We start from the raw sequence: 23,910 nt of genomic DNA on the forward strand, positions 1-23,910 counted from the left end.
GCCCTGGGTGCACACTCAGGCCTCGAAGCGGTAGCCCATACCCGATTCGGTCAGCAGGTGTTTGGGATGCGACGGGTCGTCTTCGAGTTTGCGCCGCAGCTGAGCGAGATATACACGCAGATAATGGGTTTCGGTGGCATACGCCGGGCCCCACACCTCTTTGAGTAATTCCTCGCGGCCGACCAGCTTGCCGCGATTGCGCACCAGCACCTCGAGCATGCCCCATTCGGTCGGGGTGAGGTGCACCTCGGCGCCGTTCTTGGTGACCTTCTTGGCGGCCAGGTCGACGGTGAAAGCATCGGTTTCGATCACCGGCTCGTCCATCTCGGAGGCGGCGGCATTACGGCGCACCGCGGCCCGCAGCCGAGCCAGAAACTCGTCCATCCCAAACGGTTTCGTGACATAGTCGTCGGCCCCGGCGTCCAGCGCCTCGACCTTGTCGGAGGAATCGGTGCGCGCGGACAATACGATCACCGGCGCCGTCAGCCACCCGCGTAGACCGGCGAGCACCTCGATACCCGAGATGTCGGGCAGCCCCAGATCGAGGATCACCACGTCGGGTTTGTGTTCGGCCGCGGCGCGCAGGGCGCCGGCACCGGTTGCGGCGGTGACGACCTCGTAGCCGCGCACCGACAAGTTGATACGCAGCGCACGCAGGATGTGCGGCTCGTCATCGATCACCAAGACCCGGGTCATCGGACCCCAATCGGTTGCGGCGGCGCGGCCAAGTCCACGACGACGGTGAGTCCACCCCCCGGCGTATCGCCGGCCGCGATGGTGCCTCCCATGGCTTCGACGAAGCCGCGCGCCACCGACATTCCCAGGCCCACGCCAGTGGTGTTGTCGTGATCGCCGAGCCGCTGGAAGGCTTCGAAGATCCCATCCTCGGCCCCCTTGGGGATTCCGGGACCTTCATCGATGACGTTGACCAGGACTCGATCACCCACCCTTCCCGCATTGACCCGAACTACGCAATTGGGTGCGTAGCGCAACGCGTTGTCTATCAGGTTAGCGAGAACCCGTTCGAGTAGGCCCGCGTCAGCCATCACCACCGCATCACCGACATCGACCTTGACGCGGTCAATCGCGGATCGATAAAAGCCGGTGGCGCCCTTGCCAATACTGACCAGCGCACGTTGCACAGTCTCCTCCAGATACACCGGGCTCAGATCCGGGCGCACCACGCCGGCGGCCAGACGCGAGGAGTCGAGCAGGTTGCCAACCAGCGCGGTGAGCTGGTCGATCGATTCCTCAATGGTGGCCAGCAATTCCGCGGTGTCTTCGGGGGAGAACGCGACGTCGTCGGCCCGCAAGCTGGAGACCGCGACCTTGGCCGCCGCCAGCGGTGTGCGCAGGTCATGGCTGACCGCCGAGAGCAGCGAGCGTCGCAGCTCGTCGGCCCGCCCGATCGCTTCGGCCCGGCTGGCTTCCTCTGCCAGTTGGCCCTGCCGGATCAGGCCCACGGCTTGCTTGGCGACCGCGGTGAGCACCCGGCGATCACGGGCGGACAGCTTCCTTCCCGCCATCAGCATCCAGAACTCGTCGTCGCCGACCTCGATCGCGGTATCGGCGGAATCGACTGTCACACAAGGATCTTTGCCCACGCAGGCGACGATGTAGCCCTTCCTGCCGGCGGCGCGGTCCTCCTCGTCGGGCTCGCGCACCATGCTGACCGCGCGCTGTGAGTAGGTCTCGCGCACCCGCTCGAGCAGCGTCTCCAGGTCGGCGCCACGCAGCACCGATCCCGCGAACAGCGTCAGCAGTTCGGCCTCTTGGGAGGCGCGTCGCGCTTCTCGGGTGCGTTTCGTGGCGCCGTCGACAAGGACCGCGACGGCAACGGCAATCAGCAACAGCACCAATTCGGTGATGGCGCTGTTGGGTTCGGCGATCGTGAAGCTGTGTCGCGGAGCGATCAGGTAGTAGTTCAGCAGGAGCCCGGACAGCACCGCCGAAAGAGCTGCCGGGGCAACGCCTCCCAGCAGTCCCACCAGCAGGACGCCCACGAAGAACAACGCGCTCTCGCCGCCGGTGTCCAGATAGGAGTCGAGCATGGTCACCGTGACGGCGCAGATTACCGACGGGACGATAAAAGCCGCGCACCACGACGCGACGCGCCGCTCTCGGGGCGCGAGTGCGCCTAGGTGAAAGCCGCGTTTGGATTCATCATGCGTGACGATGTGCACGTCGATCTTGCCCGATTGCTGGACAACGGTCGTGCCGATGCCCTCCTCGAATATCCGCGCCCACCGCGACCGGCGGGAAGTTCCGATGACCAACTGGGTCGCGTTCATCTCGCGGGCGAAGTCGAGCAGCGCCGTGGGTACATCGTCGCCGACGACGGTGTGCACCGAGGCGTCCAAGCTGCTAGCCAGCTCGCGAATCTTGGCCATCCGGGGCTCCGACAGACCCGCTAGCCCGTCACCGCGTATGACGTGCACTACCATCAGCTCGGCGCTGGATTTCGACGCGATTCGCGATGCTCGTCGCACCAGCGTTTCCGATTCCGGGCCACCGGTGACGGCCACGACGACCCGCTCGCGCGCCTCCCACATATCGGTGATCTTGTTCTCCGCGCGGTACTTAGCCAGCGCGGTGTCCACCTGATCGGCCAGCCATAGGAGCGCTAATTCCCTTAGCGCAGTGAGGTTTCCGCGGCGAAAGTAATTCGAGAGCGCAGCGTCGATCCGCTCCGGCGCATAGACGTTGCCGTGGGATAGCCTGCGCTGCAGCGCCTCCGGCGTGATGTCGATGAGCTCGACCTGGGCCGCCTGGCGGACGATCGAATCCGGTATCGTCTCTTGCTGTTCGATACCGGTGATTTGTGCGACGACGTCGTTGAGGCTCTCCAGGTGCTGGATGTTGACAGTGGAGATCACCGTGATGCCGGCATCGAGCAGCTCCTCGACGTCCTGCCACCTTTTGTGATTCTTGCTGCCGGGCGTGTTGGTGTGAGCTAGCTCGTCGACCAGGACCACCTGCGGATGCCTGGCCAGCACGGCCGGCACGTCGAGTTCGGGGAAACTGCCACCGCGATATTCGATATAGCGGGTGGGGATGACTTCGATGCCCTGCAGCATCTCAGCGGTTTTCGCTCGCCCATGGGTCTCGACGACGGCCGCCACCAGGTCGGTGCCGCGGTCCAAGCGGCGGTGCGCCTCGCCGAGCATCGCGTACGTCTTGCCGACCCCCGGTGCCGCACCAAGGTAAATGCGTAGCTCACCGCGTTTGGGATGGTGGTCGTGGACGCTCACGTCAACCATCATCCCCCTCTGTCATTAGCTCGATACCGGATATTTGCGGTCGAGTTGCAGATTGAGCTGCAGCACGTTGACCGTGGGTTCGCCGAGAAATCCCAGGGCACGGCCGTCGCGGTACGCGGCGAGGACCGCCCGAATCTGATCGGGGCTGACATGGCGAGCTTTGGCCACGCGGGCGATCTGGATATCGGCGTAGGCCGGCGAGATATTCGGGTCCAGACCGCTGCCGCTAGCGGTGACCGCGTCGGCGGGCACGGCCGGGCTGGCAGGTGCCGCCCCGCGGATGGGCACAATCTGGCCGAGCGAATAGTCCTCGCCGTACTTCGCGCATTCGACCCGAACGCCCTGGTAGCTGGTCAAGAACGGCGTCTGCGTCGTCTGGCATGGCTCGTTGATGCTGATCACCTGGGTCGGGTGACTGACGTTTCCGCGGGCGTCGCGGGAACCGATCACCGCGAGCACCGCACCCACGCCGCCGCCGGTGCAGAACGGACGCGAACCGTCCACACCCTCCAGCTGACCCACGGCGGCGCTGCGCGTGCACACCTGCGTCAGCAGGCCTGGCTTGAATCCGGCGTCCGAGGCGGACTTGCCGGCAGCCAGCTGTGCCGGATCGGCGGGTGTGTCGACGACGCTTTCCGGCCCAAGGTTGCTCGCGCTCGTCGAGGTCGGGTCGTAGCCGGTGCCGGCCGCCGAGGGGCGGCTCTGGAAGTACTGCGGCAGTGGGTTGCCGTCCTTGTCGGTGAACAGCTGACCGATCAGCTTGCTGCCGACCGGTTTGCCGTTGGCGGTCAGAATCGATCCTTCGGCTTTGTCGTGCAAGCCGGGGATCTGTGCGACCAGCCAGATGAGGACCGGATAGGCCAGTCCCGTGATGACGGTCATCACCAGCAGCGCACGGAAGGCCGCCCAGTGCACGCGGAGGAAATTCGAAAACTTCATGTCAGGACATCCCTGGGACGAATTGGATGATCAAGTCGATGAGCTTGATCCCGATGAATGGGGCGACGATGCCGCCAAGCCCGTAGATATATAGGTTGCGGCTCAACAGTTTTGACGCACTGCTCGGCGTGTAGCGCACACCCCGCAGCGACAACGGGATCAGGGCGACGATGACGACCGCGTTGAAAATCACCGCGGACAGGATCGCCGACTGTGGGCTGTGCAACCGCATCACGTTGATCAGATCCAGCCCGGGGAACAGTGCCACGAACATTGCCGGAATGATCGCGAAGTACTTCGCGATGTCGTTGGCGATCGAAAAGGTGGTCAGCGCTCCGCGGGTGATCAGCAACTGCTTACCGATCTCGACGATCTCGATGAGCTTGGTGGGGTCGGAGTCGAGATCGACCATGTTGCCGGCCTCTTTGGCGGCCGAGGTGCCGGTGTTCATCGCCACGCCCACATCGGCCTGAGCCAGAGCCGGCGCGTCATTGGTGCCGTCACCGGTCATCGCGACCAGTTTGCCGCCCGCTTGTTCGCGCTTGATCAGCGCGAGTTTGTCCTCGGGCGTCGCCTCGGCGAGGAAGTCGTCGACCCCGGCCTCGTCGGCAATTGCTTTGGCGGTCAATGGGTTATCGCCGGTGATCATCACCGTCCGGATACCCATCTTGCGCATCTCGTCGAAGCGCTCACGCATCCCTTGCTTGACGACGTCCTTGAGGTGGATTACTCCCAGCACGGCCGCCTCGCCGTCGCGGATTTCCCCGACGACCAGCGGGGTGCCGCCGCTGGCCGAGATACCGTCGACGATCTCGCCGAGTTGGTGTGATACCTCACCGCCGTTGCCGCGTACCCATTCCGCGACCGAATTGGCCGCGCCCTTGCGGAGCAGATGACCGTCCAGGTCGACGCCGGACATCCTTGTCGTGGCGGAGAATTCAACCCAGTGGGCATGTGCGAGCTCGCCGGGTGTGCGTGCGCGCAGCCCGAAGTGCTGTTTGGCGAACACGACGACCGAACGGCCTTCCGGCGTCTCGTCGGCCAGGCTGGACAGCTGCGCGGCATCGGCCAGCTGCTCATTGGTGACGCCGTCGACGGGGATGAAGGCGGCAGCTTGCCGGTTACCCAGCGTGATGGTGCCCGTCTTGTCGAGCAGCAGTGTGTTCACGTCGCCGGCGGCTTCCACCGCACGCCCGGACATCGCCAGCACGTTGCGTTGCACGAGCCGGTCCATGCCGGCGATGCCGATCGCGGACAGCAGTGCGCCGATCGTGGTCGGGATCAGGCAGACCAGCAGTGCCACCATCACGATTCCGGTGACGCCGTTTGTGTTGAGCGCCTCGGTGTTTGGCACACCCGGGTTGTTCATCTTGGAGTAGATCGCCAGCGGCTGCAGGGTCGCGACGGCAAAGACGAAGATGATTGTCAACGCGGCCAGCAGGATGTTCAGTGCGATCTCGTTGGGGGTCTTCTGCCGGTTGGCGCCCTCGACGAGCGCGATCATCCGGTCGATGAAGCTTTCCCCGGGTTTTTGGGTGATTTTCACGACGATCCGGTCGCTCAGCACGGTGGTGCCGCCGGTGACCGCCGAGCGGTCGCCGCCGGATTCGCGAATGACGGGCGCCGACTCGCCGGTGATCGCCGATTCATCCACCGACGCAATGCCTTCCACCACATCGCCGTCACCGGGTATCACCTGCCCGGCCTCCACGACGACAACGTCGCCTTGCTGCAGCAGCGGTGCGGCCACTTCTTCCTCGACACCCGGAGTGCCGGCTTGCCAATTCCTGAGCCGCCGGGCCACCGTGTCGCTCTTGGCCTTGCGCAGCGTTTCGGCCTGCGCCTTGCCGCGGCCCTCGGCCACCGCTTCCGCGAGATTGGCGAACAGCACGGTCAGCCAGAGCCAGATCACGGTCAACCACGCGAACCAGGTCGGGCTGACGATCGCCAGCACGGTGCTCCAGGCTGCGCCGATTTCGACGATGAACATCACCGGGTTGCGCCACAGTGTGCGCGGGTCGAGTTTGCGCAACGCATCCGGCGTTGACTTCCACAGCATCTTCGGGTCGAGCAAGCCGCCCTGCACCCGTTTCGTACTGACGGGGGTCGCGGCCTGCGTTTCGGCAGCCGAATCGGGGGTGATCACGGTCATCAGTGGATTCCTTCAGCGAGAGGCCCGAGCGCGAGCATGGGCAGGAAGGTGAGGGCAACGAGAATCAGCGTGACGCCGGCGACCATTCCGACGAACTGTGGCCGGTGGGTGGGCAGGGTGCCTGCCGATTCCGGCGTAGTGCCCTGCTTGGCCAGCGAGCCGGCCAGCGCGAGCACCAGCACGATGGGCAGGAACCTGCCGAACACCATGGCCAGCCCCAGGGCGGTGTTGTACCAGTCGGTATTGACGGTGATTCCGGCGAATGCCGACCCGTTGTTGTTGGCGGCGGAAGTGAAGGCGTACAGGACCTCTGACAGCCCATGCGGGCCGGTGTTCAGCATGCCTGCGCGTTCGCCCGGCAATGCCATCGCAATCGCGGTTCCAGTCAGCACGATCAGCGGTGTGACGAGGAAATAGCTTGCGGCCAACTTGATTTCGCGCGGGTTTATCTTCTTCCCGAGGTATTCAGGAGTGCGCCCGACCATCAGGCCCGCGACGAAGACTGTGATCACGGCCAGGATCAACATGCCGTACAGGCCAGATCCGGTGCCGCCGGGGGCGACCTCACCGAGCTGCATGTTGAACATCGTGATCATGCCGCCGAGGCTGGTGTAGGAGTCGTGGAACGAGTCGACCGCGCCAGTCGAGGTGAGCGTCGTCGCGTCGGCGAACACCGCCGAATCGGCGACGCCGAACCGCTGCTCGACTCCCTCCATAGCGGTTCCGACGGAGGTCGGCACGGTGCCATGATGCTGCAACTGGAACCACAGCATGAACGTCACGCTGATGAGAGCCAGCGAGGCCATCACCGAGGCGATCGCATAGCCCTGCTTCTTGCTGCCCACCATGCGCCCAAACGTGCGCGGCAGCGAGAAGCTGATCACCAGTAGCAGGAAGATTTCCAGCCAGTTCGTCCACGCATTCGGGTTCTCAAACGGGTGCGCGGAATTGGCGTTGTAGAAGCCGCCGCCGTTGGTGCCGAGCTCCTTGATGGCTTCCTGGCTGGCCACCGGGCCGCCGGTAATCGTCTGTTGGGTGCCGTTGAGGGTGTTCACCACCTGGTCGTGGAGGTGGAAGTTCTGGATCGCTCCTCCGGCGACCAGCACGATCGCGCCGATGATCGCGATCGGCAGCAGGATGCGCAGGGTGCCGCGCACCAGGTCGACCCAGAAGTTCCCCAGATCCCCGGTGCGTCTGCGGACGAATCCGCGCACCAACGCCACTGCCACTGCCATGCCGACGGCCGCCGAGACGAAGTTCTGCACCGCCAGCCCGGCCATCTGCACCAGATGCCCCTGCGTTGATTCGCCGGAGTAAGCCTGCCAGTTGGTGTTGGTGACGAAGCTGACAGCGGTGTTCCACGCCAGCGCCGGCGTCATCTTGGTGGCCGGATCGTGCAGATGCAACGGCAACTTGTCCTGCACGAGTTGGAACACGAACAGAAAGAGAATGCTGATCGACGAGAACGCCAACACACTTCGGGCGTAGGCACCCCACGTCTGCTCGGAGCGGGAATCGACACCGATCAGCCGGTAGATCAGGCGCTCGACGGAGGAATCCTTCTCGGCCGCGTACACCCGATACATGTAGTCGCCCAACGGCACATGTACCGCCACCAGTGCCGCGACGAGAAGGAGGAGGAAGATCAGTCCCGCTGCCGTTGTGCTCACTAGAACCTCTCCGGGAACAACAGGGCGCACCCCAGAAACAGGGCGAGAACGATGGAAAGTACCAAGCCGATTATGTTTTCGTAGCTCACAGCCGCTCGACCAACTTCTGCACCAGACCCAGCACGGCGAATACCGCCACCGTGAGCACGATGAATATCAACACGCCCATCTTGTCTCCGTTCCGCGCGACCGCGTGCATACGAAAAGACCTCATCGAGTTAGCCACAGCGCAGTCCTCGGAGGCAAGGTCAGCTTGAACCTAAGTGGCGCCAGTTCGGAAGGGCCTTTGGTTGACGCTTTCCTAACGGCGCGGCAGTGCACCTTTGCGTTTCTTTTACGCCACTATGTTCGAACCGGATGCCTTTGCTCAGGCGTGGGATCGCTTCCCCACGCGCCGTGTGGCCTCGCCCCGCTCGACCGCCGTCAGAGCGAACCGCCACGCGCGGTCCGTCGTACCAATCACGAATCGCGACAGAGCTTTTCGTGAATGCCCAGCAATGCGACGTAACGGCGTTCGACGTCGGCGCGGTCAGACTGTTCGGGAACCGATTCCACGTTCACACGCTGGATCATGGCTGCTTGATCCATTAGGACTTCGGCACGTTGCGGGTCGATCGTTTGTTCCATGATTGTCGTTAACGCATCGAGTTGGCGGATCAGCACCGCTGGCATGCCGCGGCCGGCCTGCCGGATCTTCTCGAACGATCGTTGCACCAGCCGCTCGTAGCTCACTTGATCGGAGATGACACGAATGACTCCGCGGCGGTCGCGATGAACTTGGGTCGGCGCCCAAATCGGTGCGATCTTGCACAAACAGTCGCCGAGCCAGTCGATGCACGTCAGTGCGGTGAAGGTGTCGTTGACGGCCGGCGATAGTGCGCGGATCGCGATCTCGACGAGCTGATCGACGCCGAAGGCGACGTCCTGGGTCAGCGTGCGATGCGGCCCGGTTGCCTGGGCCCGCGCCAGATAGTCGGCCACTTGCTCGGCGGCGCTCGCAGGCCACACGCTGGCCAGCTCACGGCCTTCAACCAGGAAATGTCCCGGGCGATATGGGAGCCGGATCACCGCGTCGGCTTGGGCGGCGACGCGGACCAGCGTCTGATGCCGGATGAATTGCAGATAGCCGCTCTTGGGCGTGGGTATGACGCTGCCGGCGGTTTCAATCCTGCCGAGCAGTTCATCGAGCGAAGGGCCTTCCGCAGGATTTCGCGTCGCGAATTTCGGTTGGTCCTCACTCTGTATCGCCACCGCACGCGCGAGATCTTTGGCGATACCGGCGATTACCTGCGGCAGCTGGATCTGGGTGGCGATGTGGTGAATGAAGTAGATCAGAACCATGACATCGATGAGAACCAGGCCGAAAGCAGTTGTGATCGAGATGTGGGGCACGAATTCGCCGCGATCTCCGAGTCCGATCGACACCAGCGTCACGATGCAATAAACGAACGTTGCCACGAACGCTCCCAGCGTGAGCTGGGTGCCGCGGTCGCGGATGAAGTTTCGCAGCATCCGCGGACCGAACTGCGTCGACGCGAGCGTCAAGGTCACGATTGTGATTGAAAAGACGATGCCGACGACGGTGATCACCGACGCGGCAATAGAGGTCAAAATCTGACGCGCGGCATCGGCCGTCCCGCTGATTACCCAACCCGGAGGCCGGAATTCACCCTGGTAAGCGGTCCGGTCCAACCACAGCGTCAGCCCGAAAAGGCCGATCGCTCCGAGTATCACCATCGCCGGGACCAACCACAAATTGGTCCGCAGCTCTTCTCGCCGCCACTCTGGCCACACCAGACGCGGGCTCGGCATCACATCACGCGCAGCCGCTGGCGAACGCACAGCGCAGCGTTCACTCCCACGGCGGTTATCTAACTGACCAGCCCCGATAAACGCAAATTCCAGCGCCGCCGGGTCGACTGTTCGAAAAAGTTCCGTAAATGTCTGCGCAACGCGCGTATGGATGCTGTTTGGACCAAAGCGCGCTCCGTGCGGAAGGCGTACATCTGGCTTTATGCACGACACGCGCGACCGAATTGCTCAACCCGCTACGGTCCCGACGACAAAAGCGGAACTTTCAACGCCGAGGTGGTGGTCGCGGCTGCTCGGCGGCGCCCACCCGTGGGGATCGTTTGTTGCCACGGTCGGCCGATATGGGGTTCAGCACTTTCGGTTGGTCATCTACCCGCCCGGAAGCAGCGTCGCCGATCGGCAGTTGGCTCAGCTATGGCGGGGATGGCCGATAAGTGGCGCCGCGCTCGGGTTGGTCGCGATGGTGCTGCTCGGCTACGTGGCCGCCTCGCCCGACACGGTGCTTGCGTTCGCCGTCGCCTGCTACGTAACCATCGGGGCTTTGCTTTTCCTGGCGGCCGGACCGACCCGCGTGCAAGTCAGGTCGCTGTCGATCGCCCTGATGCCCCAAGCTGCCGACGCTCGTGAACTACACGGGTATGTCGAAGGTCTAACGCTCGTCGCCATGCTGACCCGCGCCGACCGGTTGCTTAGGGCGGGTGCGATCTCATCGGGCGAGCATGAGGCGATTTGGCGGGAAGCCTACGAGCGTCTCGAGGCGATCCATGTCTGATGTGCTGTCGCAGATTTCCGACGCCGACGGCATTTCACGGCACCTTGCGGCGCACTCTCGGCGGGACCGCAGCCCGTTGTCACGGGGCCGCGTCATCAATGGGGATTGGTTGTAATCGCTTATCTCAGCACTGCGTCAGCCGCAGGGCCGAGCGCCAGCGCGGGCAGATACTCCAGCCCGACGATGATCAAGGTCGCTCCGACGATGAGGAAAACAAACGTCGGAGTATGCGTGCCAAGTGTTCCCGCGGTGATGACGCCGGCCCGCTGGGCCGCGAAGGTCCCGGCGATCGCGAGCACGACGATGATTGGCAAGAACCGGCCGATGGCCATTGCCAGGGCCAGGGCGATGTTGTACCAGATAGTGTTGCCGGAAAAGCCGGCGAAGGCGCTGCCGTTGTTGGCCGCGGCGCTCGTGAACGCGTATAGCACCTCAGAGAGCCCGTGGGGCCCTGCATTGAGCATGGCGGCGCGCTCACCGGGAAGCGCCATGGCCACCGCGGTTCCCGTAAGAACCACCGCGGGCAGCGTCAATATGTAGAAGCCGATGAGCTTCATGTGACGAGAATCTAGCCGCTGCTTGAGGTATTCCGGTGTCCGTCCGATCATCAGGCCGCCGAGGAACACTGCGAGCAGGGTCATCATCAGCAGGCCGTAAAGCCCGCTTCCCGCACCGCCGGGTGCGACTTCGCCAAGCATCATGTTCAGCATCAGCACCGCTCCGCCCACGCTCGCGTAACTGTCGTACGAGGAGTTGGCTGCACCGTCGCCGGTGGCGGTCGCCACCTGGCCGAACATGGCACTGCCCGGCACGCCGAAGCGGGCCTCGGTGCCTTCAGTCGCGGCTCCAACGGCGTGAATCACGGTGCCGTTTGTCACGACATCCGCAACGATGAGCGCGGCGGTGCCAATCGCGAATAATATTGCTGCTGAGGCAAATAGCGCCCAACCCTGTCTCTTGTCGCCGACCATCACCCCAAAAGTTCTGATGAATGAGACCGGAATCAGCAGCATCGCAACGACTTCCACGACGTTGGTCAGCGGTGTTGGATTCTCGAACGGGTGGGCGCTGTTGACATTGAAAGCGCCACCCCCGTCACCCGACATCAGTTTGATGGACTCCCAGGTGGCCACCGGGCCGCCGCGAAGGATCTGGCTGTTGCCCGCCAGCGTCGTGATGCCTTGTGCGCCATGCAAATTGTTGACCACCCCGAGCGTAAGCAGGAGCACCGTGACGAAGATCGACAGTGGAATCAGGATGCGCACGACAGTGCGCACCAGGTCGGCCCAGAAGTTGCCGATTTCCTCGCTCCGGTAGCGCGAAAGTCCTCGGATCAACACCACCGCGACACACATTCCGACAGCGCAGCTGGCGAACGCCTGGACGACTAGTCCGGCGAGCAACCCGACGTGGCCGAGTGTGGCTTCGCCGGAATAGTTCTGCCAACTGGTGTTGGTGACAAACGAGATTGCGGTGTTGAACGCCAGCGCGGGCGTCATGCCCTTGTGCCCCCACGGCTCGGGCAGCCGCGTCTGCACGAGCAGCAGTCCGTACAGGAACAGCACGCTGATGGCGGAGAACGCCAGAACAGATGTGCAATATTTCGTCCACCGCTGCTGGTCGTCTGGTTCTGCCCCAATGAGCCGGTAGCACAACTTTTCGAGACGCCAATGCCGGGCATCGGCATAGACCCTGGCCATGTAGTCGCCTAGAGGAACGTGCAGGATCACGACCAAGACGGCAACGGTCGCCGCCTGCATCCAGGCCGCCATTGGCCACTGGGATGGATTACCGATGGCACGCTCCTTAGTTCAGAGCCGGGCTCTCGGAGGAGAAGATACAGCGCGTGGTGGCCAAGAGATGCCGGCCTTTTACGCAATTCCTACGTCATCGTGGCCCTCGTTGACGACATCTTGATCGATTTTCGCGCCGGCGGTCACGGAAACATTCGTTTTCGAACGGACGCAAGGAGACTCGCGATCCGGCCGGTTAACCGCTACCCGGTGCCCGGACTATCGATCATCGGCAGCCGCACCCGGAAGACCGTTCGGCCGTTGGCGGATTCGGCACTGACCGAGCCGTGATGGGCCTTGACGATCGAACTGACGATGGCCAGGCCCAGTCCGATGCCGGACCCGTCGGACCGGGAGGTGTTCGCACGGACGAATCGCTCGAACAGCCGGGGGAGCAGATCCGCGTCGATGCCGGGTCCGTCATCAGCAACGGTCAGTTCGACATGCGGTGCGCTGGGATCGCTGCGGTGGCAGGTGATTGCGGTGGTCACCGTGACGCCGGGCGGCGTGTGTAACCCGGCATTGCTGTGCAGATTGCTAACCAGTTGATGCAGCCGGGCATGATCCCCGCGGACCCAGACCGGTTCCTCCGGCAGGTCTTTGAGCCAATGGTGCGTCGGCGCCGCGACCGCGGCGTCGTTCACCGCGTTGATGACCAGGTCGGCCAGGTCGACGTCTTCGTTCTGCAGGTCCTCACCCTCGCCCAGGCGCGAGAGCAGCAGCAGCTCCTCGACGAGCAAGGCCATCCGGCGTGCCTCGGACTCGATGCGTGCCAGGGCGTACTCGGTAGTCGGTGGTAACGCCGAACTGTCCTGGCGGGTCAGCTCGGCATAGCCCTGAATCGCCGCCAGCGGCGTTCTCAGCTCGTGGCTGGCGTCGGCGAGGAACTGCCGCATGCGCATGTCGGAATCGACACGATGCGCCAGCGCGCTATCTACGTTGTCCAGCAACCGATTCAGCGTGTGTCCGACGATCCCGACCTCGTTGTCGGGGTCGGTGTCCTCCTGCCGGACCCGGACGTGGATCCGGTGGTCGTCGCCAGTGAGTGGCATCGCGGCGACTTCCGCGGCGGTCGCTGCGACCCGGCGCAACGGCCGAAGTGTGTAGCCGACCACCCAGACGGTGAGCCCGGCGGTGATCACCAGGGCGGCCGCGATCAGCAGGCTGGTGGTGACGTATTTGCGGGCCATGATCTGGTCGGCCAGCTTCACCGACATCCCGACGATCAGCACGTCGGCTCCTTCGGTGCGGCTGTCGACGCGGTAGGCGCCCAGGCTGCCGAGCCGTACGGTACGAGGTGGCGCGTCGGCCCAGGGCAGCGATTCGATCGCGTGGATGACGTCGGGCGGGGCGGGTTTCGGTTGGTCCTCGGAGAACACCGCGGTGCCGATCACGGTGCCGTTGTGCACCACGGCGATCAGGTTGCCCGGTGTTTGCCCGGTGAATTCCAGCATCGCCTGGTCTATCGGTGGAGTGCCACGGTGCGCCGAGGTGTGCTCGCCGTTGCGGTATCGGGTGTATGAGTTGCTCAACGCATCGAGGGATTCGGCGACATCGGCGTCGCTGAGCGCGGTGACGTAGCCGCGCAGGCTGAGCACCGAGACCACGCCGACGGACACCAATACCACTGTGACAACACCCAATACGCCTATCAGCAATTGGCGGCGCAGCGACCGGGGCAACCAGAAAGGCGTGTTGCGCTGGTCCGTCATTCCAGCGGCCGCAGCATGTATCCAACACCTCGGACGGTGTGGATCATCGGCTCCCGGCCGGAGTCGATCTTCTTTCGCAGATACGAGATGTAGAGGTCGACGATGCTGGTGCGCCCGGCAAAGTCGTAATTCCAGACGCGGTCCAGGATTTCGGTGCGGCTCAGCGCGCGGCGCGGATTGCGCATCAGGAAACGCAGCAATTCGAACTCGGTCGACGACAGCGATATCGGCGTGCCGTCACGGGTGACTTCGCGGCTGGCGGTGTCCAGTCGAAGATCGCCAACCTTGAGCGCCTCGGCGGCCGGCGGGGACAACTGGCTGGACCGGCGCAGCAACCCGCGGAGTCGGGCGACCAGTTCCTCGAGGCTGAACGGCTTGGTCATGTAGTCATCGGCGCCCGCGGTGAGGCCGGTGACCCGGTCCATGACCGAATCGCGCGCGGTCAAAAACAGGGTGGGGGTATAGACATCGGATTCGCGGATCCGCTGCAGAATACGCAGGCCATCCATGTCGGGAAGCATGATGTCGAGGACCAGCACGTCGGGCGTGACCCGGTCGAACTTGGCCAGCGCTTCGCGTCCGTTGTGGGCGATCTCCACGACCCAGCCCTCGTAGTGCAGAGCCATTTTGACCAGATTGGTCAGCGCCGGCTCGTCGTCCACCAGCAAAACCCGGATCGGTGACCCGTCGGCACGGTAGATTCTGGGCAGCTGCCCAAGGATGGCTTGACGCGGTCGCTGGCTACCGGCGTATCCCGACATTACGGTCATGTTCTTGAATTCTCGCAAAGCACATATGCGGTTGTCACGGAGTTCATAGACTTCTCAAATCTTCCGAAGCCTCGGATCCGGTGCCGCGCGGACGTGGTCGCAAATATTGCTGTGCTCCAACGATTTTCGTTCGCGCAATGACGCGGGCACAAAATCAGGGTGACGAAAAGGGCGCCACGGCAGCTGGTCCCGCACATGCAACGGGGCCGCACACCAATCGGTGTGCGGCCCCGTTTGAAACGAGGGGTGTCAGGCCCAGCTGGACCCGACGGCGCTGTCAGTGCTGGCCATGTTGTTGCCCGCGGACTGCACCTTCTGCCCGTGCTGGTTGGCCTGCTCGTAGATCACCTGGAAGTTACGACCCAACTGGGTGATGAACTCCTGGCACGCCACCGAACCGGCGCCACCCCAGAAGTCACCGGCAGCCAGCACATCGCGAACGATGGCCTGGTGCTCGGCTTCCAACGAAGCGGCCTGGGCGCGGATGAGGGCGCCGTGCGCGTCCACATCTCCGAACTGGTAATTGATCGACATTGTCTGATTCCTCCCTTAAAAGTTTTGGGTTGCTTTGGTTTTTCGCGGCTACTGGCTGAGGATCTGCTGCGAGTGCTGCTCTTGCGTCTCGTAGTTGTTGGCGTCACGGATGAGCCCGTCACGCACGCCGTGGAGCATGTTGACAATGTTGTTGAACGCCTGGTTCATCTGACCCATCGTGTCGTAAGACGTCGCCTGAGCCTGACCACTCCAGCCCGCACCGGCGATGTTCATCGACGACGCCCACATCTTGCGAGCCTCATCCGACACCGTCTGCGCGTGCATCTCAAAACGGCCCGCCATCGCACGCATCGCGTGCGGGTCGGTCATAAAACGTGTTGCCATGTTGCCTTTCTCCTTTTTTCGGGTGACGCCTTCAATTTCGATTTGATGGAAGTTTTGGTGATTGGTCTGGGCGCGGTGGTAGCCGCGCAGCGGATAGATTACGGCCTAGCGGTTAACTGCCAGCCTCCAACGCGTGACATGTGACCCCTATTTTGGCCTGTCACACCACAACCTGTTTGGGCATGACGATCGGCTTGAAGCCGTACCGCGGCCCGGCGTAGGCGCCGGCGCCCTTGGCTCCCGCCACCATTCCGGGCATGCCGGGCGCACCCATGACCGAGGCTTCCTCGGTCGCGGCGGTCCAGCCCGAGCCCTCGAGCGGTGCGGTCGCTGCCGCCAGCTCTGTCGCCGGGGCAGCGTTCGCCGCCCAGCTGGCCGGCACCGAGAGACGGCTGACGGTGGACGCCCCACCGAGGCTCGCCCGCGCCGCGCTGCCCAAGCCACCCGCGCCCGCACCCGCCATCGGCGACACCGAGCTGACCACGGAGCCTTCGATGACGCCGCCGGCACCGGCGGGCACCACGTCGCTGACCGCGGCCGCGGGCACCGCGGCGCCGGCAAACACGTGGCCCAGCGAAACAGCCGTCGGGATGGTGATCATGCTGAACCACGCCGCGGTGTTGACCGCACCGTTGATCGCGTTGAAGACGGCCGGGGTGCCGAGGAAGCCATCGATCGACTGGAAGATGTTGTTGCTGGCAAAGGGCGGTCCGGTGATCTGTAGCGCGTCGGCCAATGACTGCAAATCCGCCGCCTGGAACAGGCTGTTGGCGTCCTCCAGGGCAGGACCCGCCGGGTCGACGGTCGACGCCAGCGGTGTCACCGGCTGCAAGATCCCCGCCGCCGCATCCGAGGCGGCCTGGTACGCGCTCATGGCGGTGGCGTCTTGCACCCACATTTCGTTGTACTCGACCTCCAACTCCATGAGCTGCGGGAGGCTGAACGGGACCGCCGCGAGTGCGGCGGCGAACTCCGCGCGGTTGGTGAAGACGAGCGCCGGGCTCACCACCCCGGCATACGCCGCCTCGAAAGCTGCCGCCGACGATGCGGCCGCGGAGCTCGCCTGCTCGAGGGCGGCCGCCGTGTCGGTCAGGTACGTCACGATCGGCTGTGCCGCGGTCGCGGCCGCGGACGACCCACCACCCGTCCATGCATCGGTCGTCAGCGTCGTGATGATCGATTCCCACGACGTTGCCGTGGTGCTCACCTCGGCGGCCAGGTTGGCGTACGCGGTTGCGGCGGCCATCAACGGTGCCGAGCCCGGGCCGGTCCACACGAGCGTCGAGGTGATCTCCGGAGGTAATGCTGCAAAGTCCATAACCATTTTTTGTGTCCGCTCCTCTAATCGGTTCGAATGTGTGAGTTGGGTCGGTGCCGCGGTCTAGACGGCCGTCAATTTCGGCATGACGATCGGCTTGACGCCGTAGCGCGGCGCACCGAAGCCGCTGGAGGCGCGTCCCGCGCCCGTGACCATGCCGGGCATGCCGGCCATGGGTGTGCCCGTGGCGGCCTGCGGCGCAGCGCCGGTCCAGCCCACGGTGTGCAGCGGCGTGGCGGTGGCGCCCACCACCGGGGTGACTTGACCGCCGACCCAACTCGGCGGCACGGCCAGGTTGCCGACCAGGGTGCCCTGGCCGAGGCCCGCGGTCACCGGCATCACGCCACCCATTCCGGCCATGCCGGCCGGCATGGGGGAAGTCGAGGCGGCGAGGTCCGCGGCGCCCGCGGCGGCGGCGGCGTCGCCGATCGTGTCGGCACCGGCGGGAAGCAGACCACCACCGGCCATACCGACCAGGTTCGATGCGGCCGAAGCCCAGTTGCCGGCACCGATGTTCAAGATGTTGGCACTGTTACCGGACAGGCCGAAGATCCCACCGAGCATCGTCGGGTTGGTGTAGTTACCGGTGCCACCGAGCAGGTATTGCAGCCAGTCGAGGGCGGTGCTGCCCGGGCCGGGAGCCTGGACTTGCGAAATCGGATCCGCCAGAAGGCTCATCTGCGACGGGTCGGCCGACTGCAGCAGGGCCTGGGAAGCGTTGGTCGCCTCGGCGTCGCTGTAGCTGTTGGAGCTCGTGCCCAGGTTGGTCGTGTACGTCTCCAGCTGGGTCTGAGCCTCGCCGGCGGTCGTCTGATACGAGGTGCCGAACGCCGAGAAAATCGCCGCTTGCTGAAGCGAAACCGAATCGGCGCCGGCCGGAGCGACGACCGTGGTCGCGGCCGCGGCGCCCGCGTTTTGAGCCGCCAGGTTGGCGTTGATCCCTTCCAGCTGACCCTGTGCGGCAAGCAACTCTTCAGTCACTGTTGTCAGGAATGACATCCATTGCTCCTCTGGTGTTCGAAACATGTCGACCCAATGTGCTGAGTCGACCCTGTGTGGTGGCGTACGAGCCCCTGTGTACTGGCGTAAGGCTAATTTCCCCACTGACCAACTTCCCGATCGAAAGGGCGTGGGTGACGGGCGTTTACGGCGTTTTAACGCCGACGCCGGCAGTTTTAACAAGGTCCTAGTGGCCGACATGGCCGTGTCATCTGCGGCTGAGGGCCGAACAGCGCTAAGGCGCGCGGCGCGCGGATCTTACGCGAAGTGTGGCTCGCGCGCACGCCCCGAACTCGGCCACATTCGGGTGGGACGCGGTGTCCCGGACCTCGATCCCGCGCGCTAGATTCGCCGCCGGGGCCCCCATAGCCCAATTGGCAGAGGCAGCGGACTTAAAATCCGCCCAGTGTCGGTTCGAGTCCGACTGGGGGCACGGTACGTCGGCCGGCGTTCGTCAGTCTCGATCGTCGGGGGGGATTCCCGCCATCCCGCCCTGGTAGTAGTCGATGATGTCGGCCTCGGTGATCGAGGTCTCGCTCCTGCGGCCGAGGAAGAACACGCTGCAGGCGCCGTCGATCGTGTGCCGCGGGTCGAGCATGCGGTCCGTCCAGCTGAGCCAGAAGAAGCAGAGCATCGCGAGCCTGCCGAGCCGGCGGGACCGAGTCAGGGCCCGGACGAAATAGTCGATCGACCATCGCAACGCGGTGCCCGCACCGGCCACACTCCCGGAGTCGATGCGTTCGAACCAGCGGAATAAGTAGCGCTGCCCGCTGTCGGTGAAACGCGTCAAGTCGTACGGGCCCTCGCAGATCTGCTGGATGAATGGCGAGTCGGCGTACACGATTCCCCGGCTACTCAGCACCCGGTGGATCTCCTTTGCCACCACCGTGGGCTCGAGCAGGTACTGCAGTACCGCCTGGATGACAACGCCATCGACGGAGCCGTCGGCCAGCGGGATCGCATGGCCGTCGCCGATGAACTGGACCGACGGGCTGGCGTAGATGTCGAAGGAGATGAGATCGACATCCGGATCCGCGTAGAGCTCCGCCAAGCCGTCGCCCTTCGAGCCGCCCCCGATCACCAGAATCCGGGGCCGCCGCCCGGTCGTGGCAGCGTCGGCCCGCAGCAGCTCCCGCATCCGAGCCACACTGGCGGCAGCGGTGGTGTTCGCCGGGTGTACCAGCGCGCGCAATGCGCGGTTGAGTCCCCACCGGCGGACGTTCGAAGCGCCCTCGGAAGCCCGCAACCGGCCGGCATCGACCACGCTGTGCTCGAAATCGACCAGGGCCGGTACCCCGGCCACGACCGGGAATGGCTCGTCGGCGTACCGACAGGATGCGTTGGCGCATCGCCACGAACCGGCTTCGGAGCGCACCGAGTGGGCGCAGCGCGGACAGATGAAAAGATTTTCGCGGACCATCGAGTCCAGGGCGAGCACAAGTTCACCTTAGCCCGCAGCCGTCCGGCGGAAGTGGGATTACGTCCCCGTGATTGCCGGTTGGCTGCCTACTCTTTGCTGCGGTTTCCCGGACAGTAGACGTTGATCGCCGTACCGATGATGCTGCCCGCGCCCGTGTTGCTCACCCCGAGCGCCTTCTTCACATCGTCGACGGTTTGGGCCATCGTGTCCCCGGCATCGAAGTCCTGACACACCGCGTGGCCGGCATTGATCATCATCTGGTCCTGGCCGGCGGGCCAGGACAGCCCACGCGCCTGCAGCGCGTGCAGGAACGTGTCATCTGCCCCGTCGGCGTTCGCGATCGGGGCGGCGGCGATGGCAACAAAACCGGTCACCACGGCAGCGATCGGGCCCGCCAACCATGCCGTGTTCTTCATTCGTCGACTCCTTGTTGTGCATCGTGCAGGACCAAAAGCCTAACTTCCTCGTGACATTATGTCTCGGCAACGGATTTACCGGTATCCGCCGGTGCCAAACTTCCTCCGGCTTTTGGCACGAGATACGGCTCAGCGCAACCCATTACGTTTCATGCTCACTCGCGCCGAGGGCCATCGCGAGGAAGTCCAGCCGCCACAGTTCCTGAAAAAGCTTGCGCGCGAAGTCCTCCGCCTCGCCGGTGCTGCCACCGCCGCGCTGCGCAACGCCGGCGGCGATCTCCCGGATGCTGCGACGGCCGTCGACGAGCTGCGCGAAGGGCAGCTGAGCCGGGCCGAGCCGCACCCGATAGCCGGGCCCCAGGAGGTCGGCTTCGGACAACTGGCACGCGGTGCGCGACATCGGGACGTAGTCAAGAGCCTGGTTGGTGCTGAAATCGATCGTGTACTGCTCTTTCGGACGGTCCGGACGACAGGCCAGGAAGAAATGTGTCGCATTCACGGTCTGCAGCCGTTCCATCACCGACCACAATTCGGGTTCGGCCAATTTCGCCAGATAGTTTCCGAATTTGCTTGCTGGCGTGAAGATTTCGTGCGGATAATACGGCGACTTGTGGAACCATCCCTGAAATGTGAGCCCCGCCGCGGCGACGAGATCGAGGCAGTCGTCGACGGTGTAGCTGCGCTGGCGACCGTGCAGGAAGGTATCGACGAGCGCGCCGTCGGTCTGTAGATCGCGGGCCACCGCCAAGTAACTTCGGACGGGATGATCCGCGGGCAGCACCGCGATGATGTCCTTGACCGCTTGGACCGACGCGTCGTCCTGGGACAGTCCTAGGTCACGAAAGACCGACTCGAGCAGGTCGACCCCGATCCGGCCGTATTTGGCGTACAGCATGACCCCCATCGCACCCTCGCGTCGCAGGCAGCTCGCCAGCGCCGTCATGCCGGTCAACGGATCGGCCATGTGATGCAGCACACCGGTGGACACGATCAGGTCGAAGTCGCGGCCCAGCGCCGACACCTCTTCGATCGGAAGTAAGCGCAATTCCAGGTTGTCCAGGCTGTGCTTGTCCTTCAGATACTGCTGATGGTCCAGTGCCGATTGGCTGACATCGATCGCCACGACTTTGGCGGCACGGTTGGTAAAGGCGAACACCGCGGCCTGGTTGGCGCCGCACCCCGCGATCAGAATGTCCAGGTCGGGCCGGTAGGCCCGGTCCGGCCACAACACCCGGTGCGCCCAGTACGGGTCGAACCACTCCCAGTTGTTCTTCGAGTAGGCCTCGAGGTCGTCAATGGGGGGCGGGTACTGCCACCGATCGTATTGCCGGGAGACCACGTCGTCGCGCGGATCGTCGTTCACTACAGACGCAATGTAATGGCTTTGCTGGGTTGCCGCACGACGCGATGCGGTGGTGCGCGCGATCGTAGAAGGCGGCAACTCATACACTGGCCCACCGTGGGCATGCTCTTTGGATTCGCGCCGTGGCTTATCTACTGGGTGCTGGTTGGCAACGTTCCTTTCAAGACCGCGGTGGTGGTCGCGCTTGCGATAGCCGTCGCCGCGTTTCTGATCGGGCGCGCACTGGGTAAGTCGGGCGGCACCCTGGAGATCGGGGCGGTAGCCACTTTCGCGGTGCTGACGGTTCTGACGTTCACGCTCAGCGAGACGTTCATGCGCCAGTGGATACAGCCGCTGAGTAGCTGCGGGATCTTCCTGGTGGCCCTCGTCGGGCAGCTGGTCGGCAAGTCGTTCGTGCGCGAATTCGCCGCGGCCGAGCAGCCTCCTGATGTGGTCAAGACCCCGCTGTTCGACCGGATCACCGACGTGTTGTCCTGGATCTGGATCGCCGCGTTCGCCGGCATGACGGTATCGTCCGCGATTCCGCCGGTCCTGGAGGAGTTCGGGGGACAAGCGGCCACCATCCTCGACACCAAGACCCCGCTGCTGTTCATCTGCTACTGGGTCATTCCGTACTCATTGCTGGGTGCGGCGGCGCTGGCGTCACGGTATGTCCCGGATCGGATGCTCGAAGGGATCGACGACCTCGCCCGGGAAACCTCGTTCGTCGCCTACGACGAAGCAACCATCGATGAGCTGTACTACCTTGCCCAGGAACACGCCAATCGCGAGGTCGGCCCGGGCAAGGAGGCGTACAACGTGAAGGTCGGGGGGATGGGAACCCCGCTGACCGGCGACGAGTCGCGCAAGTCGTGGCCCTCGTCGTACAAGGTGCGCGATAAGAAGGGTTAGCGCGACGGCTGCTCGCGTGACATTCACCAACGAGACAACTTCCACTTGTTAGGTCGATTGCATGGCATCCAAGAGGATCTGGCCAGTCGCTGCCGTCACCGTGCTCGTCACGGTGGCGGCCTGCTCGTCGGGCCATTCCGGGTCAGGCGCTAAGCCGGAGTTCAGCACGCCCGCCGGCAAGGCGCTGACCATCACCCCGGATCAGATGCTGGCCGCGACGGAGGGCGATACGCCGGTGGCGTACGCCAAGCCCGAGCACGGCACCATCACCTACGGCGCCAACGGCGCGATGATCTACACCCCGGATGCCGGGTTCACCGGCACCGACCAGCTCCACCTCACCAGCACCCCCAGCGTCAAGCTCTATACCGAGAACCTGCCGCCCCTGACCACCATCGGAGGTGTTGCCATCCAGGCCAACGCGCATGGTTCGGCAATCGCCCCGGTTCCCGGTAGCTCCAACGAGATTTACGGCCTGACCGACCGCGGTCCCAACGTTGCAGGGCGGACACCGAACGAAATCGTCTTTCCCATACCGGATTTCCACCCACAGATCGCCAAGCTGAAGCTCGACAACGGGGTGGCGTCGGTGGAGCGGATCATCACGCTGGCGGGCAAGGACGGGGTGCCCTTGGTCGGGCTGTCCCCCCCGCTGGCCAGCTTCGGGGAGTCCGCGGTCGACATCAACGGCGCGCCGTTACCGCCGTCCGATCACGGCCTGGACGGCGAAGGCTTGGTCGCCTTGCCCGACGGCACGTTCTGGGTTTCCGACGAATACGGCCCGTTCATCGTCCACTTCGACGCCAACGGCAAAGAGCTGGAACGCCTTTCGCCGTTCGACGGAACGCTGCCCAAGGAGCTGTCGCTGCGCAGCCCGAACCAGGGGCTGGAGGGCCTGACCCTGACCCCCGACGGCACGACGCTGGTCGCCGTCATGCAATCTGCGCTGCAGACTCCGGGACTGGTCGGTCCGTCGACCTCGGTCCCGATCACCCGCATCGTGACGATCAGACTCGGCAACCGCAGCGACGTGCACGAGTACCTCTACCCGCTGGCCAACCCACAGCAGACCAAGGTCGCGGTCTCGGAAATCACCGCGGTCAGCAACACCACGTTCCTGATCGACGAGCTGGACGGCGAGCCGCAGCCCAATGGCAATAAGAAGATCTACCTGGCCGACATCTCCGGAGCCACCGATGTCGGCCCCAGGGCGAAGGTGTCCGGGACGAGCTATCAGGCCGACCGCGGCGGCCTGCTGATCAACAATGTTCCGATCGAAACCTTTGTCGGGATCAGTGGGGTCGAGGCGGCCACCGACAAACTCAGCGGCGCCGGGATCACGGTCACCGGCAAGAAGCTCAAGCTTGATCTCACCGACCTGCTGGGTTCGCTCTCGGCCGCCGGCAGCTTCTTCGGTCACGCGAAGCTCGAAGGCATCATCACCCCGGACGGCGGAAAGACGCTATTCATTGCCAACGACAGCGATTTCGGGCTGGACGGGCTGGCTTCCACCACTCCGCCGTTTGCGCTCAAGCCCAAGTTGCAGCCCAACGGCGCTCAGGACAGCGGCGAGATTCTGACGGTCGACATGGGAAAGCTGCCCCCCACAATGGAAGCCGAGACGATCCCGATCAAGGTCGGCTGAGCCCCGAGCCGAAGTTCGGATACGTTGGTTTCCGGCGGGCGCACACCCCCGACAAGCCGCACGCGCTCCGCACTCGATTGCGGCCCAGCAAGGAGCATC

Annotated in this window: 21 protein-coding genes and 1 tRNA gene; 4 read left to right on the forward strand and 18 right to left on the reverse strand. The window is 64.3% G+C overall.

Going from position 1 to position 23,910, the window contains the following annotated elements; all coding sequences use genetic code 11:
- Window positions 1-15 precede the first annotated feature (15 nt).
- The 8 genes from LMQ14_RS05825 to LMQ14_RS05855 form a co-directional block, all read right to left on the reverse strand.
- Window positions 16-696 carry a response regulator gene (locus LMQ14_RS05825; protein WP_267733848.1) on the reverse strand — a complete coding sequence of 227 codons (681 nt, stop codon included), beginning with the start codon at window positions 694-696 and terminating at the stop codon, window positions 16-18.
- Complete coding sequence (locus LMQ14_RS05830; RefSeq protein WP_267733849.1) at window positions 693-3,263, reverse strand: sensor histidine kinase; 2,571 nt, start codon at window positions 3,261-3,263, stop codon at window positions 693-695. The genes LMQ14_RS05825 and LMQ14_RS05830 overlap by 4 nt, the downstream gene beginning before the upstream one ends.
- Window positions 3,264-3,275: 12 nt before the next feature.
- On the reverse strand, window positions 3,276-4,199 hold the full coding sequence (locus LMQ14_RS05835; protein ID WP_267733850.1) for a potassium-transporting ATPase subunit C: 924 nt from the start codon (window positions 4,197-4,199) through the stop codon (window positions 3,276-3,278).
- A gap of 1 nt (window position 4,200) precedes the next feature.
- A complete protein-coding gene (kdpB, locus tag LMQ14_RS05840) occupies window positions 4,201-6,351 on the reverse strand; it encodes a potassium-transporting ATPase subunit KdpB (RefSeq protein ID WP_324291109.1) in 2,151 nt (716 codons plus the stop codon).
- Window positions 6,351-8,021: a potassium-transporting ATPase subunit KdpA gene (gene kdpA, locus LMQ14_RS05845; RefSeq protein WP_267733851.1), complete on the reverse strand. Its 1,671-nt coding sequence runs from the start codon at window positions 8,019-8,021 to the stop codon at window positions 6,351-6,353. Before kdpA (LMQ14_RS05845) ends, kdpB begins: the two co-directional genes overlap by 1 nt.
- Window positions 8,021-8,110, reverse strand: coding sequence for a potassium-transporting ATPase subunit F (locus LMQ14_RS28150; RefSeq protein WP_324291110.1), 90 nt, complete (start codon window positions 8,108-8,110; stop codon window positions 8,021-8,023). Before LMQ14_RS28150 ends, kdpA (LMQ14_RS05845) begins: the two co-directional genes overlap by 1 nt.
- On the reverse strand, window positions 8,107-8,235 hold the full coding sequence (locus LMQ14_RS05850) for a hypothetical protein (protein WP_267733852.1): 129 nt from the start codon (window positions 8,233-8,235) through the stop codon (window positions 8,107-8,109). Before LMQ14_RS05850 ends, LMQ14_RS28150 begins: the two co-directional genes overlap by 4 nt.
- 245 nt (window positions 8,236-8,480) lie before the next feature.
- A complete protein-coding gene (locus LMQ14_RS05855) occupies window positions 8,481-10,046 on the reverse strand; it encodes a DUF2254 domain-containing protein (RefSeq protein ID WP_267733853.1) in 1,566 nt (521 codons plus the stop codon).
- Here LMQ14_RS05855 and LMQ14_RS28155 point away from each other — a divergent pair.
- Window positions 10,036-10,605 carry a DUF6611 family protein gene (locus tag LMQ14_RS28155; protein ID WP_324291111.1) on the forward strand — a complete coding sequence of 190 codons (570 nt, stop codon included), beginning with the start codon at window positions 10,036-10,038 and terminating at the stop codon, window positions 10,603-10,605. The genes LMQ14_RS05855 and LMQ14_RS28155 overlap by 11 nt on opposite strands.
- A gap of 119 nt (window positions 10,606-10,724) precedes the next feature.
- Here the strand turns inward: LMQ14_RS28155 and kdpA (LMQ14_RS05865) are convergent, their stop codons facing one another.
- The 7 genes from kdpA (LMQ14_RS05865) to LMQ14_RS05895 form a co-directional block, all read right to left on the reverse strand.
- On the reverse strand, window positions 10,725-12,365 hold the full coding sequence (gene kdpA, locus LMQ14_RS05865; protein ID WP_267733855.1) for a potassium-transporting ATPase subunit KdpA: 1,641 nt from the start codon (window positions 12,363-12,365) through the stop codon (window positions 10,725-10,727).
- A gap of 236 nt (window positions 12,366-12,601) precedes the next feature.
- On the reverse strand, window positions 12,602-14,110 hold the full coding sequence (locus LMQ14_RS05870) for a sensor histidine kinase (RefSeq protein WP_267733856.1): 1,509 nt from the start codon (window positions 14,108-14,110) through the stop codon (window positions 12,602-12,604).
- A complete protein-coding gene (locus tag LMQ14_RS05875; RefSeq protein ID WP_267733857.1) occupies window positions 14,107-14,880 on the reverse strand; it encodes a response regulator transcription factor in 774 nt (257 codons plus the stop codon). The genes LMQ14_RS05870 and LMQ14_RS05875 overlap by 4 nt, the downstream gene beginning before the upstream one ends.
- Before the next feature lie 249 nt (window positions 14,881-15,129).
- Window positions 15,130-15,414: a WXG100 family type VII secretion target gene (locus LMQ14_RS05880; RefSeq protein ID WP_066824871.1), complete on the reverse strand. Its 285-nt coding sequence runs from the start codon at window positions 15,412-15,414 to the stop codon at window positions 15,130-15,132.
- A 48-nt stretch (window positions 15,415-15,462) separates the two neighbouring features.
- Window positions 15,463-15,759: a WXG100 family type VII secretion target gene (locus LMQ14_RS05885; RefSeq protein WP_096289820.1), complete on the reverse strand. Its 297-nt coding sequence runs from the start codon at window positions 15,757-15,759 to the stop codon at window positions 15,463-15,465.
- A gap of 160 nt (window positions 15,760-15,919) precedes the next feature.
- Window positions 15,920-17,077, reverse strand: coding sequence for a PPE family protein, SVP subgroup (locus LMQ14_RS05890; RefSeq protein ID WP_267733858.1), 1,158 nt, complete (start codon window positions 17,075-17,077; stop codon window positions 15,920-15,922).
- 63 nt (window positions 17,078-17,140) lie between these two features.
- Complete coding sequence (locus tag LMQ14_RS05895; RefSeq protein ID WP_267733859.1) at window positions 17,141-18,076, reverse strand: PE family protein; 936 nt, start codon at window positions 18,074-18,076, stop codon at window positions 17,141-17,143.
- Between the two features lie 359 nt (window positions 18,077-18,435).
- Here LMQ14_RS05895 and LMQ14_RS05900 point away from each other — a divergent pair.
- Window positions 18,436-18,509, forward strand: a tRNA-Leu gene (locus tag LMQ14_RS05900).
- Between the two features lie 21 nt (window positions 18,510-18,530).
- Here the strand turns inward: LMQ14_RS05900 and LMQ14_RS05905 are convergent.
- The 3 genes from LMQ14_RS05905 to LMQ14_RS05915 all read right to left on the reverse strand — a co-directional run bounded on the left by LMQ14_RS05905 (window position 18,531) and on the right by LMQ14_RS05915 (window position 21,275).
- Window positions 18,531-19,514 carry a class I SAM-dependent methyltransferase gene (locus tag LMQ14_RS05905; protein WP_267733860.1) on the reverse strand — a complete coding sequence of 328 codons (984 nt, stop codon included), beginning with the start codon at window positions 19,512-19,514 and terminating at the stop codon, window positions 18,531-18,533.
- 68 nt (window positions 19,515-19,582) lie between these two features.
- Window positions 19,583-19,912, reverse strand: a complete 330-nt coding sequence (locus LMQ14_RS05910; RefSeq protein ID WP_267733861.1) for a DUF732 domain-containing protein — start codon at window positions 19,910-19,912, stop codon at window positions 19,583-19,585.
- Between the two features lie 142 nt (window positions 19,913-20,054).
- Window positions 20,055-21,275, reverse strand: a complete 1,221-nt coding sequence (locus tag LMQ14_RS05915) for a class I SAM-dependent methyltransferase (protein WP_267733862.1) — start codon at window positions 21,273-21,275, stop codon at window positions 20,055-20,057.
- A gap of 96 nt (window positions 21,276-21,371) precedes the next feature.
- Here LMQ14_RS05915 and LMQ14_RS05920 point away from each other — a divergent pair, with 96 nt between their 5' ends.
- Complete coding sequence (locus tag LMQ14_RS05920; RefSeq protein ID WP_267733863.1) at window positions 21,372-22,166, forward strand: hypothetical protein; 795 nt, start codon at window positions 21,372-21,374, stop codon at window positions 22,164-22,166.
- Between the two features lie 61 nt (window positions 22,167-22,227).
- Window positions 22,228-23,811: an esterase-like activity of phytase family protein gene (locus tag LMQ14_RS05925; protein WP_267733864.1), complete on the forward strand. Its 1,584-nt coding sequence runs from the start codon at window positions 22,228-22,230 to the stop codon at window positions 23,809-23,811.
- The last annotated feature ends 99 nt before the right edge of the window (window positions 23,812-23,910 follow it).

This window comes from Mycobacterium sp. Aquia_213, assembly GCF_026625985.1.
GTDB lineage: Bacteria > Actinomycetota > Actinomycetes > Mycobacteriales > Mycobacteriaceae > Mycobacterium.